Origin of the sequence: Hymenobacter norwichensis DSM 15439 (assembly GCF_000420705.1) — a bacterium.
Taxonomy (GTDB): Bacteria; Bacteroidota; Bacteroidia; order Cytophagales; family Hymenobacteraceae; genus Hymenobacter; species Hymenobacter norwichensis.
Genome location: NZ_ATVL01000006.1, coordinates 1,099,057 through 1,113,746, shown reverse-complemented (window position 1 = coordinate 1,113,746; position 14,690 = coordinate 1,099,057). Strand labels below are relative to the sequence as shown.

Below are 14,690 nucleotides of genomic sequence, written 5' to 3'. Positions count from 1 at the left end.
TACACAAAGCGAATGGGTAGCCTAACTGGAAAGTAGCCCCTCTGCCCTATTCGTACTGCCGGTACCGTATCTGCATTTCTGGAGGCAGCCACGTAGGATAGCTAGCGGCGGCTTTGGCGGCCTCCTCTCCCACCGGCACCCGCCACTGCGCAAAGAAGGGCGCCAGATTTCGGTGCGTAGCCGCGCTAATGGCCGAAAACCAGTAGTCCCGCTTGGCGGCTTCGGTGGCCGGGTACTTACTGCGCGGCAGCTGCCGGTACTGCCGATACACCTGCTCAATGGGTTCCCAGCCAAAGGCATCAATCAGCTGCACGTACATGGCCAAGGCCAGAAATGGGTTGTCCTGCCACTTCTCAAACGAGGGCGAATCGGATAAATAATCGGCAACCCGCTTAGCCACCTGCTGCCGACTTCTAAAGGCCTCGTGGTTGTTGGCATACAGGCCCTTATGCAACAGCTTGTCGAACACGTACATAGTGTACAGGTTGACGGTTACCTCGGTCAGACCCTCGAAGTCGATACCTCGGAACTGGTGCCGATGCCCCAGTTCGTGGAAGTGGCCCCAGGAGCCGTTTTTCCACAGGTAGTCGGCGTCTAGCATGTGTTCACAACTGGCATCGTTGGGCACCACAATTTTCTCCTGGGTGGCAAACATGTAGCCGTGAGCTACATCCTGGTCCACTATGATTCGCTCGGGGTGGCGGCGGGGGGTGGTTATGCCGGCCAACTGGGCATCAGTGGCTAGCACGGCATCCCAGAAAGCCAGCACCTTTGTCGGGTCGGCGAGGGTGCGGATACGCGCCGAGGGCACCGTGAGGCTGACGTTGTTGCTGACCAGTTCGGCCCACGGGCCGGGGTATTGCCGAATAACTTTTTGCCACTCGGCTAGGTTGGTTTTGCCGAGCTGAAAGCGGGGCGCTTGGACCGCACCTTCTACCTTGATGCGCACCTCTCCCAGTGCCGTGGTATCCGGAATATTGATGAGCAGCGGGCCGCCGTACGGCGAGTAGATTTCGGTGCGCTGCTGCGTCAGGTCGAAGCGGCGGGTTAGGTCAAAGGCTTCGCGGGTGACTTGCGACAGGCGCGTTACGTCATCATTGTGCACGCCAATCTGGGCTTGGAGCTGCCGCAATGAATCTTTGCCAGTCAGGTAGATAGTCACTTTTTCGCCGGCCGGCACGTACAGGCCCGTACCGTGCGAAAGGCGGTACCGCCACTCCGGTTCCCACGCCCCATTCGAGCCTACTTTCACGGGTAGCACTAGCTCCGTAGTAATGCGCGCGGCAGTGGCCGGCACCGTACCTGGAAAGGTAGCGGCGGCCGGGGCCACGTAGGTGGGAGCGGGTGGGTGGTCACGCCACTGCTTTTCCTGCAAGCTATGTTGCACCAAATAGGCTAGGTAGTTGCCTTTCTCACCCAGCGTAACCGGCTTTTGCGGGGTGGGAACAATCAGCGAATCGGGCCAATGATGCGCCACTTGCCGGAGCTGCTTCATAATGGGCGAGTTAGCCGGATTCAGGGCGAGGGCTCGGTCCAGCGTGTAGGTGTAGAGGTAGCCGCCATCCATCAGTGCCGGTGGCTGACGAAGGTTGCTGATGCTTTGCAAGATGTTCTGTAGACCCAGATAGTAAGGCACGGGCCCGGCACTCAGGAAACCGCGCTTCGGGTACCGCACAGTCAGGTAGTTGGATTGCAGCAGCCCGGCTTTCAGCAGCAGTTGGTTGAATTGCAGTTCTGGTTGCGCCTGCTGGCTTTTCCGGTCGGGTAGCGGGCAACCGTAGAGCAACGTGCCGCCCCGGCGCACAAACCGCTCGATGCCGCTTATTTGCGCCGTATCCGTTACCTCTTGGTTGAGCAGCAGAATATCTGCTGCGGGGTCGAGGGCAGTGCGGGTACCAACTAGCTTGACCCGCGCTTGCCGGGTTAGAAAAGTGGTTAGGGCTTGGTCGCCACCCCACACTTGCACCCGCTTGCGGCGGGCACTGCTGCCCCAGTGGAGACAGTTGAGTAGCAGCTTTTGCACCTCGGCATCCTGCACCAGCGGCTTGCGAAAGTAGGCGGGCGAGCTAAACACCAACATCTTGCCCTTTCCCAGCCGGCTACTGCTCAGCGCCACCAATTGGAACGACTGCTCCAGCTGGCTTGGGTCCACTTCGGCTGTCAGGATAATTTCGGGCTGCTCGTTGATGCTAGTGGTGGTGCACAACGCATCCGGGTCGTAGGGCACGGGCACCTTTCCTACCCCTTGTAGCAGCACCGACTTATCGTTTGGAATCTGGGCAACTAATGGCTCGGCTTTAAGAGCAAACAGAAAAGCTACGCAACACCAAATCAAACCCCTTACAGCAGACATAATTGGCTTTTAAAAAACATAGGGCCCTGGGCGACAATCCACCTACAAGGTCCTGTTTCGCTATATTCTACTGATACCAACGGCGCCTGTTGCGTTGCATCAGAAAGCTCCCAGCCCGAAACAACCTAGCTCCACAAGCAGGCAGCCATTTTTCAACCAATCAGTGGTACATCTTGCTGTCGGCCAAACCGAAGAGATGTGCTGGACTGTAGCATTGTATATAGCAGCCCCAACGTATTACCGAGCCAAGTACGTTGCTACTTGCGTTTTGAGGTCGGGGTCGTCGGGGCGCGGGGCTTCGGCGTAGCGTATAATGCCGTACTTATCCAGCAGGATATAGCGCGGCACGCTATTTACGGCGAAGCGCTTCAGGAACTGCGCCGTTTTGTGACTGGTGAAGCGGTAATGCAACGCCGTTTGGGGCGGGAGCTGCTCCATGGCACGCTGCCACTTTTGGTGGTCATCGTCAATCGAGAGATATAGGAACTCCACCGGCTTGCCCTGGTAGTACTGCCGCAGGGTAGCCGAAGCGGGCATCTCCATCAGACAAGGCAGGCACCAACTCGCCCACAAATCGAGGTAGATAACCTTACCACGGTGCTGGGCCAACAACTGGGCGAGAGTGATTTTCCGGCCGTTGGTACTAACGAGCGTATCGGTGCGAGCGAACTGCTGGTCGGGCATCACCAACGTCATGTTGTCTTGATTGGTGAGGCGACGCACGAAGCGGCTTTCCGGCATCATCCAGCTACGGTAGTCCTTCAGTAGGTGCGGCTGGGGCCGGTGTATGAGCTTGGCATAATCTAACAGCCAGAAAGCGGCCCATTCTTTCTGGTTGCCCTCATACTGGCGCTTGATTAATGCGTATTGCGTACCAAAGGTGGCAGGTTTGCCTTGGGCTAAAGCCAGGTACGTTGTGAAAGCCAAGGCCGCGTGAATTCTATACTCAGAAACCGCCAGTGGCAACGCCTGCACGTAGCGCAGCCGCCGGAAATGCGCCAGCACGGAATCCTGGTACGCAACCGGAAACGACTTGACCGCACTCGGCACCTTGTACTGCCGCAATGAGCTAGGCACGCCGGGCGTGGTAGCAAAATACAGTTCCTGATAGCTGTTGCCCCGCAATAGGAAACACAGCGTTTGTAGCCGTAGCTCACGGGTAAGCGCCTGCGCAACCATCGGCCGGACGCCGGGCGTGATGCGCAACTCAGCCAGCATACTATCGGTCCGTTGCCGCTTGTTCTGCCACTGGCGCATCATCTCGGTTAAGGTAGGCGGCAAGTCAGCCGGCAACTCATCTAAGCGCGATTCATACCACGGATCCAGGTTGATAGGGTTGCGCCAAAGTTGCTCGTAGAACTTCAGCTCGGCCGCGTACTTGCCGGAAAAGGTGCAGGTGTTTGTGGCTAGTTCGTAGCGAATAGCTACCACATCGCCGGGCCAGACGAGTAAGGCTGGTATGGGTTCCGTAATCTTGTCGATGGGGCGAGCAATTCGGACGCGGATCTGGTCGAAGGAATTTTCGTCGAAAACAATGCGGAGCGTATCGCCAGGCCGAACGGACTTCTGTTTGTGGTGGGCTAGAATATCGGTATAGTAAAACAGAATGGGGTCTTCCGTAGGCGCGCTCTGGTTGACAATAAAGGCTTCGCGGCGTTGCGCGTAACCGCCAACTGCGGAGGCTACCAGCACCAGCACCGTAAAAACAACTTTATAGATAACGCGCATAAGCTGCCTTTTATAATCTGATAATCAATATACTGCCCGATGTGGTTGGCTATTTATAAGGTACGACGCTAGCCAGAAGAAGGGCTCTACCGCAGTTGCAATAGAGCCCCTTTGATTTCCGCGCTTCAACCGACTTTTCCCAATGAAATGGCCCTAGCGTTTGCTAACATAGCGGTGCATTTCGCTGGCCGCCAGCAGGAAAGCACCCACCCCGAAGTTAGACGTGGAGCTTTTATCAACCACCTGGCCAGGAATGGCTTTCTCGCCGATGGGCTGCACGTAGCCTACGGTGCCATCGGGCTGGAGGGCCGTGGTGACAAGGTACTGCCAGGCTTTCTGCACGGTAGGCAGATATTCCTTTTTGTCGAGCACGCCATTATTGATACCCCAAAGCAGGGCGTAGGTGTAGAATGCAGTGCCGCTGGTTTCGGGGCCGGGGGCGTGCTGCGGGTCCAGTAGGCTGCGGGTCCAGTAGCCTTCGGGCTGCTGCGCGGCTTTAATGGCGGCAGCTAGGCCGCGGTACTTACTTAGGTACTCGGCGCGGTGCGCGTCATCGGCTGGCAAATCCTGGAGCACTTTAGCCAAGCCGGCCAGCACCCACCCGTCGCCGCGGGCCCAGAAGTCCTTTTTGCCGTTCACCGACTTGTGCTGCGGGTACACGTACTTGGCGTCGCGGTAGTAAAGGCCGGTTTCGGCGTCGTACATGATGCTGTTGGCGTAGCTGAAGTACTCGTGCAGCTTGGTCAGGTACTGCGGATTTTTGGTGACGCCGTAGAGCTTGGTCATCACCGGCATCACCATGTACAGCCCATCGGCCCACCACCAGTAGTCGTTTTGGGCGGTGCTCATTTCGTACTCCATCACCTCGCGGGCGCGGGCAATGCGCTGGGGCTCCGGCTTAAGCTTATACAGGTCGATGTAGGTTTGAAAGCAAATCTGCCAGTCGCCGAACAGCACGTAGTCGTCTTTCTCGCCGTACTTGTATTTCCAGTTGGCCTTGTCGTCGGACTTGGCACCTTTCCACTCGTTGTGCACGGCCCAATCTTCGGAGTACTGGCGGTACTTCTCGTTTTTGGTGACGGTGTAGGCCGCCATGTTGCCGGTATGGTACGCCGCCACGTCCCAGAAAGCCCGTTCCTGCGGGCGGTGCTCGGCCTGCCAATGGTCGTTTACTTTCGTGATGAGGGCCACCACCTCCTGCGGTTTAGACTGGTTGCCCGTCAATCCGTCTTTGGAGGTGGAACAGCCCGTGCCCAGTGATACAGTTACTAGAGCGGCGCCGAATAGACAAGCAATTTTTGACATGGATTGAGGTACTCGTCGAGTGTGCAATGAGTTGGTACTACTAGGCCGCTTACATGTAGCGCGACAATGTATTTCGCGACGAGCACCGGCTACTCGCGGTGCTCGTCGCGAAATACATTGTCGCGCTACAGAATGGCCGTCCTTATCAGTCTAGTTCAACTGTAGTGCGAAGCCGCCGCGCGGGGCCAGCGTCACGCTCACTTTAGCGCCCGTTACGGTGCGGGTGGAGAAGCTCCGGTTGTTTTCGCCGTCGGTGATGAGCGTACCACCTTCCGTGGCGCCCAGCTTGCTTAGGTCCAGCTCAATGGTTTTGGGCGCGTTGGTAGCGTTGATGCCTGCCACGTACCATTTGCCTTCCGCTTGGCGGGCTAGTACGCTGTATTGGCCGGGGTAGCCCTCCAGGAACTTCACGTCGTCCCACTGCTTAGGTAGGTGGCGCATGAAATTCACCACGTAAATAGGCTGCCGCGACATGCCATCGGGTATCTCGGCGTAGTGCTGAATGCCCGATTGAAATAGAATCGACAACGCCAGCTCAAACGCATTGCTGGTTTTGCGCTCCTTGCCCTTGATTTCGGAAAACGCCACCGGCGTGAAGTCCATCGGGCCGACGGCGTTGCGGGTGAAGGGTAGCACCGCGCAATGCGTAGGCTCCTGGTCGGTGTTGCCTTGGTCGAAGGTCAGGAACTCGAAGCCTTTCACAGCTTCCATCGTCACTAGGTTGGGGTAGGTGCGGTTCCAGCCGCGCGGAATGGTGGTGCCGTGGAAGTTCACCAGCAACCCGGCCTTGGCGGCATCCGTCAGGATGTCTTGGTAATAGTTCATAAACGACTGCCCATCCCCACCGAAGAAGTCCACCTTCACGCCGACAATGCCCATCTGCTTGATGCGAGCAAACTCTTTGCGCCGGCTGGCAGCGTCGAACAGGATGTTGGTGGGCGTTTGGGGCGCTTCGTTCCAGCTACCGTTGGAGTTGTACCAAGCCAGCAGCCCCACCTTTTTCGAGCGGGCGTAGGTGGCCAGCTCGGCCATCTTATCGTAGCCAATTTGCTTGTCCCACAACGCATCCACCAGGCAGTAGTCCCAGCCCATTACGGAAGCGTAATCGATGAACCGGCGCTGCACCTTTTCGGTGGTAGCGGCATCACCCATCAGCACCCACGACCACGACGCCTTACCGGGCTTCCCGAAGGTGCCAGCCGCTGGCGCCGACGCTGGTGCCGGCGCGCTCAGGTCGGTAGTCAGCGTCGATTCCACTACCGGGGCCAGCGAGTTGCCTACCACAATCACGCGCCACGGCGTGCGCAACGGCAAAGGGCCTTCGGGCAGTACGGCGGCGCCAGTAGTGGTCCGCTCCGTTTCCTGCGCAAACGCCACGCCATATTCGGCATCCGGCGACTGGTGAGCCAAGTGCGTACCGCAGTAGGTGCGGCCCATGCCAGCCTCGGTGAGCAGTACCCAGTGCCCAGCGGCCTCAAACAGCGCCGGAAACGACCAACCCTGCCCCATGGTAGATGGCGTGCCCGCTGCTACGCCCATCTGGTAATACTCTTCGTAAGAAGGCTGCGTTTTAGCCCAGCCGGTTTGCGCTTTGGCGTGCGGGTGCAGCCAGCCTTTAGCCGCAGTGGGCAGGTGGAAAGTGGTTTTCTCGGCAGTCACCTTCTGCAGGTCCTTGCCTTTGCCTTCTACCAGATACTGAAACGCCACCCCTTCATTCGATACCTGAAACACCACGCTCAGCTGCGGCCCTTTGCCGCCCGCGAAATGCACCACCCGCCGGTTGGCTTTATAAGTGCATTTGGTACGCTTGTCGGTGGCCATTGTGTAGTTGTCCGTCACCGATTCCACCCGGTCGGCGTTTTTCAGCTGCAAGCCCTGGCTTAAATCGGCACCGGCCAACTGCAAGCCCAGCTTGGAAGCACGCAATACCTCTGTTTGGCCGTACCGAACGGTATAAGTAGGTACGCCTTGAGCGGTAGTTTCGACGGTAACCCGAATGGTCCCGTTGGGACTATCGACGCTGACGGGGCTGCCGTTTTGTGCCTGTGCCGCCAAGGCGATGAGCAAGCTGATGCCTCCTGTAAGGGAAATGGTCTTCATGAAAATAAGTGGGAGTTGTATTGAGAGTAGGGAGTTTGTTTTGATGTTTTATCTATTGGGGCCTTTTCCTGATAAGTTCAGGCCCAGTGCAATCAATCATAGAATTGCACGAAGCTACCAGGACAAAGAAAACAATGTCTAGCTTAAGTACTACTCGTAGTAAGAATATTTAATACAATCATTGCAGACAACTTACCGAGGCAACGCAGTCCATTGCTGAAACTCATTCGTTTCATCACGCCGCCTTATTTGATTTTGCAGCCGTAGCAGCAACCATTGCCAGCTGGGAGCCATGTGGAAAGGCCGAAACAAGAAAGGCCACAGTTGATTGCGTAACTTTGTGTTATGTCCACTGCTGATTCCATTTCTGCTACTCTTTCCTTGCACGGCCTGCGCCAGACTCCCATGCGCCGGGCGGTGCTGGAAGCCCTACGCGCCGCGCCCTATGCCCTCAGCAGCCACGACCTGGAGCAGCAACTAGACCCCAATACCGACCGAATTACGCTTTACCGCACCCTGCGCACCTTCGAGCAGAAAGGCGTCATCCACCGCGTGGTAGGCACCACCGACATTGTACGGTACGCTGCCTGCGCCCCCGCCGCCTGCACTGAGCACGCCCACACCGATAACCATGTGCATTTCAAATGCACCGCCTGCCAGCAAACCTACTGCCTCGACCAGATAACGGTGCCAGCCGTGCAGCTACCCCCCGGTTTTCAAGCACAAACTCGCGACTACTTGCTCTCTGGCGTGTGCGAGCGGTGCCAGCCGGCACACCAACTACGCTAGCCTCAAGTTCAGGAGCTTGATTAATTCTGCGTGCTGCGCTTTCATACCTAGTGCTACCAGCCACATGGCCTGTTATACTTGGCGGTATACTCCGTGGCTCAATTGAGCTAGACACTAGATTGACTTATGCTGTCTGGAACCTGCTTGAGGTGCTGCTTTCAGTGAAGCACAACTGTTAGCGGTATAGGTAGCCTTAGCAGGCCTATCCGTCATCTTATATATCCGCCAAGGCGCACTTCACTAAAGGCCCTTTATAGCGCGGAAATACGCCGTAGCTTGCTAGTATCGGTGAGTAAGTTTCACGCGCTTCTAGCTGCACTGTAGCACGCGCGGTTCCGCACCAAAAGGCCAAGCGGTTATTCTTCGCAGCTATTTTGTTTGCTGGTTTTATGCAGCGCCAATAGGCCGTTAGCTCCCATCACAAGTACTTGATACTCTTATCCTCTGTCGGAAAATGATAGAGGTCAAAAACAATATATCCGTTCAAATTAATATTTTATAACATAATAAATATCATTGCACAATGATGATAATATCAACTTTACAAAATACATTTATAAAAAAATAGTCATAATAGTTGTCACTTAAGTACAGTCAGAGGGCCTGAACTACCATCAATAAAGGTCTATATCCCTCTGATTGTTATACATTTTCCTCTGCTCCTTTCCACAGATCCAGTTCTTCCACCATTTGCTGGCTTTCTACGCATGAGCTAGCCTGAAACTGGCAAGCCATGAATTGCTCATTATCCGCTGCACAAGCACCGGCATTTTAGTCGCATCAACTATTATCATCGTGCACACTAACTTGAAAATCAACCAAGTGCATATCCTGCGTGCCTTTGCGTGCCTGGGAGTGCTGCTGAACCATGCCACAAAGACGCTATGGGTTGGCGAAGAGGTCTTTAAGAGCACCCATCCCGTTGTGCAATGGGATATCCACGACTACATAGTGTATGGCTTGTCTAAAATCGTGACTGTTGAAGATCAGCGGGTTTATTTTTTCTTTATCCTCTCTGGGTTCTTCTTGCAGTATTCGGTGCGCGAATCATTCAGCTTAAGTGATTACGCTCGTAAGCGCCTGCTCCGTTTGTATCCTGCCTACCTACTCTCCATCGTATTGTCAGGGGTAGCGCTGTTCATCAGCTTCAACCTACTTGATAACGCACCAGTGGCTACTAGTGCTCCTCCGAGGTTTACTGAGTTTATTACGAATTATTACTCTTACTTGACGCACTACAACTTTGTGCGTACCAGCCTTTTCTTGGCTACCGACAACCTTTTTGGCGGGGCGTATCAACTGTGGTCGATGCCACATGAAATTATTTTCTGCCTGCTATTCCCTCTCTATTATCATCTCAAAAGCCATTGGCGCTTGGCCTTGCTGCTCGTTCTTGTAGCCCTGTTCTGCACTACGCACAACCGCTACGTGCATACCCAGATATTCTTTCTGGCGGGCATGGCTTATTACGATATTTTCTCGAAAGGCTTCACCTTACCAATCAAGCTCCCGGCAGCCTGCTATTATCTCACGTTCGGAGTGCTATACGCAAGCATTCAATATTTTGCTGATCCTACCCATAGCCATGAACGAGTGGCAAGCGTGCTTACGCTACTATTTTCTTTCCTGGCCTTGGATTTTTTTCTGCACCGCAAAGGAACACTGCCCAAACCAATGAAGTGGCTTAGCCAAATAAGCTACTCCGTCTACCTGAACCACGCTTGGGTGCTGATGCTGTATTGTGCCGTACTCAGTTGCTTCAATTCCCCTGTGATGTTTACCGGGTACTTCCCGCTCATGTCAGGAACGCTCCTTTGTCTTGCAGTATCTTATCTGTTCTATTCCCAGGTCGAAAAGCGAATCCAGGCATACGCATACGGCAAGCAAACCGCTCCTGCTGATGCCCCCTACGTGGCCGCTGCTGCATAAAGGCTGTCAAGAAACAGGATTTCAGGGCAGCTATTAGCGGTGGTAGCCTTACTACCGACCGCCAAACAGCCGCTGAAAGAAGCCACGCTTCCGACGGGGTTTCACTTTGGTTTTAACTTTAATAGCAGTGCCTGCTGCCACCGCAGTGGTGCGCGGCGCTGTAGGGCGGGGGGCAGGGGCGGTAGTTACCGGAGCAGTGGCAGTTGCTGGTACTACCGGGCTGGCAGGAGCTTGTGCCACTATAATTTCAACGGGGCGGCCAGTGGTACGCACATTCACAGGGCGGCTTTCATTGTGCAGCCGATCAACAGCGGTGAGGTAATAAGCGTAGCTGGTGCCGGACCGGGCCGTAGTATCCACGTAGACGAGGCCCGTACCGGGGCGCGACCGTAGCACCGTCAGGATATGGCGGGGGTCGTCGGGGGTAGGCGTTTCGGCGGCGGTGAAGCGGTAGAGCACATAATAGGCAGCCAGGTCGCCATCAGGGGCAGCGGGGGCATGTTGCCAGGTAAGCGTGTTGGCTACTGCCGAAGCAGTAAGCACCAGGTTTTGGGCGGGACGGGGCGGCACGGCATCCAACCACGGCATGGTGGGCACCAGCGCCGGGTACCGGAACAGGTTCAGGCGTAACGAATCGGCGGCGTGGCGCGGGTTAACTATCAACGACTTCGAGCTGAAAAACACGCTGCCTTGCACGTCCGACGGAAACGAGCGGTTGGTGCGTACCTGCCGGGGCAATTCGCGGTTGCCTAGCCAAGCGGTGTCGCGGCGGCTGGTTTCCAGCATGCGGTAAGCACCCTGCCCAATGTAAAGGTGCCGCCCAAACCGGTTGCGCGTCCACCACTCCACAAGCACCGGATAAGCTGCTACCTTGAAGCTGCTGCTCCAATACAGCTGTGGCAGAATGTAGTCTACCCAGCCTTGGCGGGTCCATTCGCGGGCATCGGCGTACAGCCCGGAGTAGCCCTCAAACGCCGAAGTGGCCGAACCTTCTGGGTCGTTGCGCTGGTTCATCCAGACCCCAAACGGCGACACCCCAAACTTCACCCAGCGCTTGGCATGCTGAATGGAATCGTGCAGGTCCCGAATCAGAAAGTTCACGTTCTGGCGGCGCCAGTTAGGCAGCGTGAGGCTATCGGGATTGTAAAGAGCAAAAGCCGCTTCGTCGTGAATCACCTGCCCGGCTTCGGGGTACGGGTAGAAGTAGTCGTCGAAGTGCACACCGTCGATGTCGTAGCGGCGCACCACGTCTAGAATCACGCGGTTGATGTACTGGCGCACTTCGGGCAGGCCAGGATTGTAAAGGAGCTTGCCGCCATAGCGCAGAAACCACTCGGGATGCTGCCGAAACGGGTGATTGGGAGCCAGCCGGCGCGTAACGGAATCCATGCTGGCCCGGTAAGGGTTGAACCAGGCATGAAACTCCATCCCCCGGTTGTGCGCTTCCTCAATCAGAAACGGCAGCGGGTCGTAGGCTGGGCTGGGGGCCTTACCTTGGGTGCCAGTCAGCCAGCGGCTCCAAGGCTCTAAGGCGCTCTGGTAGAAGGCATCGGAAGCAGGCCGCACCTGCACAAACACCGCATTAATACCGTTGCGTTGCTGCTGGTCGAGCATGCGGATGTACTCGCGGCGCTGCTGCTCTGGCGTGAGGTTGCGGGAGCTGGGCCAGTCGATATTTTCTACAGTAGCAATCCAAACGCCGCGCAACTCACGTTTAGGCGGAATATCGGCGGTGGCCGGGCGGCAGGAAACAGCCAGCAGGCTGGCAGTCAGCAACAGAAAAGCAACTAGGCGGGCAGCGGCAAACAATCGGGGCATCAGAACGAAAACGCAAGAGAAGACCCCAAAAGTACGCACATCTAGCCGCGAATAGTTGGCGAATTATGCAGCGCAGCTTTAGGACGCAGCTTTTGCTACTGACAGCTGCCGATTACAGCCGTGGTGGTACTCGGGTACCGATGGCGGGCAGTGGCGTGCCATCATAAAACCGGGGCTTAGTGCCGCCTATTTGCGACAAAGTAATGAAGGCCAGCACTGGATACACAAACAGTAGCAACAGCACAAAGTGGATGCCCTGACTCCTGCGCATACCACGCGGTAGCATAATCAACATCAGCACAAGCCCAACGATAGGCCCCAGTGTAACCAGTAGTAGCGGCATACTTTCCCCTACATAGTTGGGCTCATGGTACTTCATTTCGCTGATCCAGCCTTCGTCATTGCTGTAGCTTTCAACTATAGCCTGCTGAAACACATGGCTTTGGCTCATGGCAGCAATTAGCAGGCAGCCCAGCAGAATCCATATTGGCATCAAGTAATACTGGATGTTCTCCCGGTTTTCGTAGAACCAACGGACATACAGGTAGAGAATGGCTACCGGAAAAACAGCTGATACCAGAGTGTACATATAACAGTGAAGCAGGCCTGAATAGTGGAGCTTCGGCGTGGCGACACTCGCCTCACCTGAAACCATAAAGCCTTACGCCACAAAGCAACTGAAGATAATTTAACTTTGCAATACAAAGTTCTTTAAAACGCAAATAGACAGTTTATAATCAGCTAATAGAGCCTAACAGCAAGCGTAGAACCTCGGTAACCAGACACAAGAAAGCCAGTTCCTCTACCTTTGTGATGGTGTTGCGCATCAAACAGGAAAAGGAGCTGGCTTTCTTGCTTACTTGGAGCGGCTATTCGGCGCCTTGGTCGTCGGGGCTACCGTCGGGGGCGGAATCAGGGCCGCCTTCGAGGCCGTTGGTTTGGCCGGCGTCGCCGTAGTTGCCGCGGATGCCCGAACCGTCGCCCATGTTTTCCTGGGTGCTGGTAGCTTCGGGGTTACCGCTGGCTTTGGGGTCGGGGTCATCTTGGCCGGGAATGCGGCCGCCCGTGCTCATTTGGTTGGCTTGGTTTTCAGCGTCAGCTTTCTGGCTGGCATTCTGGTTGGGGTTCTGCTGGTCGTTTGCCATAATTTATGATGAGAGAGGTGGGAAGAATTGATGAGCGGATGATAGATAAGAAAGACAACTCAAGCAAGGATAAGGAGGATGGCTGACCTTCAACCATCCATTTATCCGCTTAGCTTACAGGTTGACCTGACCAATTTCGCCACCCGATACGCCGGTACCCGCGCTGGTAGAATTTCCTCCTACGTCGCCGTCTTGGGCGTTGCCGGGGGCATCGTAATTGGGTGCCCCTGACCGAACTCGGGCGCCTTTGATTTCTTGGCCGCCCTCGGTGCCGCCGCTGCCTGAGTTATCGTCGGCGTTGTTACCAGTATCGGAGTCGCCGGGAGCTTGGCGGCCTTCGGGCTGGCGCTGCTCGGGCTGGGAGTTGCTGGCTTCGGGTAAGTTGCTGGCGTCGATAGGTTTTTCGGTGGGCTTGTCCATAGCAGTATTTGGTTCGGTGAGTGGATGCGGGAGAGAGGGCAAGTAAAGGCTATACGCGGCGCAGCCCGCCGCGTTGGCTGATGGGGCATGGTAGTATGAGGGCTTTTGCTGACCTTGGAAGGCAACTCCGTTATATCCGTCTTCAGTGCTGCTATGCCCGACTTATCCTCCTCTAACTCTCTCACCAATAAAACCGATGCGCAACTGCTCTTTCTGGCGCAAAATCCTAGTCTCTACCATCCCGACCTGATTGTGGCTGCTTTACAGGAGCTTCGCCGCCGCGGCATCAGCCCAGAGCCAGCAACACCCGTGCCCCGCCCGCACCACCCGCGTACCGACGAGGACGTAGCGGAACCGGCATTCTGGCAGCGGCCGGCCCCGTGGGTGGGGCTGCTTGTTGTACTGCTGATGGGTAGCATTCTGTATTGGAACAACATGCAAAGCAAGGCCGCGCAAACTGTAGCCGTGCGCCCAGTTGAGGAAAAGCCCATTGTGCTGGAAACCGTAGAAACCCACCTCATTCCCACTTTCGATTCCTTGACCCGCACCCAAATTGCCCAAGAGATGCGCCAGCTGACGGTGGCCGAGCGCACCGCCGACACGGCCTCTACTCGCCGGTACCGGATATTGGCTACACGCTATTGGGATGCCGAAAATCAGTCTGGGTACCTGTTCGGTAAGCTCAACGGCAAAGCCACGGACGCCGTGCTAGCTAACCAAGCACCGGTGGTGATAGAAACCTGGCGCCGCCTAACCAAAGCGCTGGTATACGACCATAGCCTGACGCCAGTACTAGCCGAGCGCATAAACCTAATGCGCCGTGCGGCCTACCTGCGCATTCAGGCACTTCAAGAAGTGGCCCGCCACGCCCAAAACGACCAGCCCATCCTTGACCCGAGCATTCTCAACTTGCGCGACTCCGCCACTCACATGCGCGAATCGTTGCTCAGCCGCGAGGAACAAAGAAGGCAGATGCAACAAATGCGGTTTTAGAGGTCTGACAAACGGGCAGGTAGCCCACTGAGGACAGGTAGCACTATACGCCAAGCCGTCAGCTATACCGCCTGGGTTGCCCGTTCTGTGGCTAGCAACCCAAGCGGTGT

Annotated in this window: 11 protein-coding genes; 3 read left to right on the top strand and 8 right to left on the bottom strand. The window is 56.0% G+C overall.

Going from position 1 to position 14,690, the window contains the following annotated elements; genetic code table 11:
• Nucleotides 1-46: 46 nt before the first annotated feature.
• The 4 genes from G536_RS0105975 to G536_RS0105960 form a co-directional block, all read right to left on the bottom strand.
• Entirely contained in the window at nucleotides 47-2,353 is a 2,307-nt protein-coding gene (locus G536_RS0105975) for a M60 family metallopeptidase (protein WP_084708496.1), read from the bottom strand.
• A 237-nt stretch (nucleotides 2,354-2,590) separates the two neighbouring features.
• Nucleotides 2,591-4,081 (bottom strand): TlpA family protein disulfide reductase, encoded by a 1,491-nt coding sequence (locus G536_RS30395; RefSeq protein WP_022822677.1) that lies wholly within the window; start codon nucleotides 4,079-4,081, stop codon nucleotides 2,591-2,593.
• Nucleotides 4,082-4,234: 153 nt separating this feature from the next.
• Nucleotides 4,235-5,386 (bottom strand): glycoside hydrolase family 88/105 protein, encoded by a 1,152-nt coding sequence (locus tag G536_RS0105965; protein ID WP_026879877.1) that lies wholly within the window; start codon nucleotides 5,384-5,386, stop codon nucleotides 4,235-4,237.
• A 150-nt stretch (nucleotides 5,387-5,536) separates the two neighbouring features.
• Nucleotides 5,537-7,486, bottom strand: a complete 1,950-nt coding sequence (locus G536_RS0105960; RefSeq protein WP_022822675.1) for a glycoside hydrolase family 97 protein — start codon at nucleotides 7,484-7,486, stop codon at nucleotides 5,537-5,539.
• Nucleotides 7,487-7,831: 345 nt separating this feature from the next.
• Here G536_RS0105960 and G536_RS0105955 point away from each other — a divergent pair, with 345 nt between their 5' ends.
• Nucleotides 7,832-8,275 carry a Fur family transcriptional regulator gene (locus G536_RS0105955; protein ID WP_022822674.1) on the top strand — a complete coding sequence of 148 codons (444 nt, stop codon included), beginning with the start codon at nucleotides 7,832-7,834 and terminating at the stop codon, nucleotides 8,273-8,275.
• Nucleotides 8,276-9,082: 807 nt separating this feature from the next.
• The gene (locus tag G536_RS0105950) at nucleotides 9,083-10,204 is read left to right on the top strand and encodes an acyltransferase family protein (RefSeq protein ID WP_022822673.1); all 1,122 of its coding nucleotides are present in this window, start codon (nucleotides 9,083-9,085) and stop codon (nucleotides 10,202-10,204) included.
• Between the two features lie 51 nt (nucleotides 10,205-10,255).
• Here G536_RS0105950 and G536_RS0105945 read toward each other — a convergent pair whose 3' ends face one another.
• The 4 genes from G536_RS0105945 to G536_RS0105925 all read right to left on the bottom strand — a co-directional run bounded on the left by G536_RS0105945 (nucleotide 10,256) and on the right by G536_RS0105925 (nucleotide 13,587).
• Nucleotides 10,256-12,022: a glycoside hydrolase family 10-like protein gene (locus tag G536_RS0105945; RefSeq protein ID WP_026879874.1), complete on the bottom strand. Its 1,767-nt coding sequence runs from the start codon at nucleotides 12,020-12,022 to the stop codon at nucleotides 10,256-10,258.
• 112 nt (nucleotides 12,023-12,134) lie between these two features.
• A complete protein-coding gene (locus tag G536_RS0105940) occupies nucleotides 12,135-12,611 on the bottom strand; it encodes a hypothetical protein (protein ID WP_022822671.1) in 477 nt (158 codons plus the stop codon).
• Nucleotides 12,612-12,891: 280 nt separating this feature from the next.
• Nucleotides 12,892-13,167 (bottom strand): hypothetical protein, encoded by a 276-nt coding sequence (locus G536_RS0105935; protein ID WP_022822670.1) that lies wholly within the window; start codon nucleotides 13,165-13,167, stop codon nucleotides 12,892-12,894.
• A 114-nt stretch (nucleotides 13,168-13,281) separates the two neighbouring features.
• Nucleotides 13,282-13,587: a hypothetical protein gene (locus tag G536_RS0105925; RefSeq protein WP_022822669.1), complete on the bottom strand. Its 306-nt coding sequence runs from the start codon at nucleotides 13,585-13,587 to the stop codon at nucleotides 13,282-13,284.
• Nucleotides 13,588-13,740: 153 nt separating this feature from the next.
• Between G536_RS0105925 and G536_RS0105920 the strand changes: the two genes are divergently transcribed.
• Complete coding sequence (locus tag G536_RS0105920) at nucleotides 13,741-14,580, top strand: hypothetical protein (protein WP_022822668.1); 840 nt, start codon at nucleotides 13,741-13,743, stop codon at nucleotides 14,578-14,580.
• The last annotated feature ends 110 nt before the right edge of the window (nucleotides 14,581-14,690 follow it).

Excerpts from the sequence above, each read along its gene's own strand:
- G536_RS0105975 (WP_084708496.1), bottom strand. The coding sequence starts at position 2,353 with ATGTCTGCTGTAAGGGGTTTGATTTGGTGTTGCGTAGCTTTTCTGTTT.
- G536_RS30395 (WP_022822677.1), bottom strand. The coding sequence starts at position 4,081 with ATGCGCGTTATCTATAAAGTTGTTTTTACGGTGCTGGTGCTGGTAGCC.
- G536_RS0105965 (WP_026879877.1), bottom strand. The coding sequence starts at position 5,386 with ATGTCAAAAATTGCTTGTCTATTCGGCGCCGCTCTAGTAACTGTATCA.
- G536_RS0105960 (WP_022822675.1), bottom strand. The coding sequence starts at position 7,486 with ATGAAGACCATTTCCCTTACAGGAGGCATCAGCTTGCTCATCGCCTTG.
- G536_RS0105955 (WP_022822674.1), top strand. The coding sequence starts at position 7,832 with ATGTCCACTGCTGATTCCATTTCTGCTACTCTTTCCTTGCACGGCCTG.
- G536_RS0105945 (WP_026879874.1), bottom strand. The coding sequence starts at position 12,022 with ATGCCCCGATTGTTTGCCGCTGCCCGCCTAGTTGCTTTTCTGTTGCTG.
- G536_RS0105940 (WP_022822671.1), bottom strand. The coding sequence starts at position 12,611 with ATGTACACTCTGGTATCAGCTGTTTTTCCGGTAGCCATTCTCTACCTG.
- G536_RS0105935 (WP_022822670.1), bottom strand. The coding sequence starts at position 13,167 with ATGGCAAACGACCAGCAGAACCCCAACCAGAATGCCAGCCAGAAAGCT.
- G536_RS0105925 (WP_022822669.1), bottom strand. The coding sequence starts at position 13,587 with ATGGACAAGCCCACCGAAAAACCTATCGACGCCAGCAACTTACCCGAA.
- G536_RS0105920 (WP_022822668.1), top strand. The coding sequence starts at position 13,741 with ATGCCCGACTTATCCTCCTCTAACTCTCTCACCAATAAAACCGATGCG.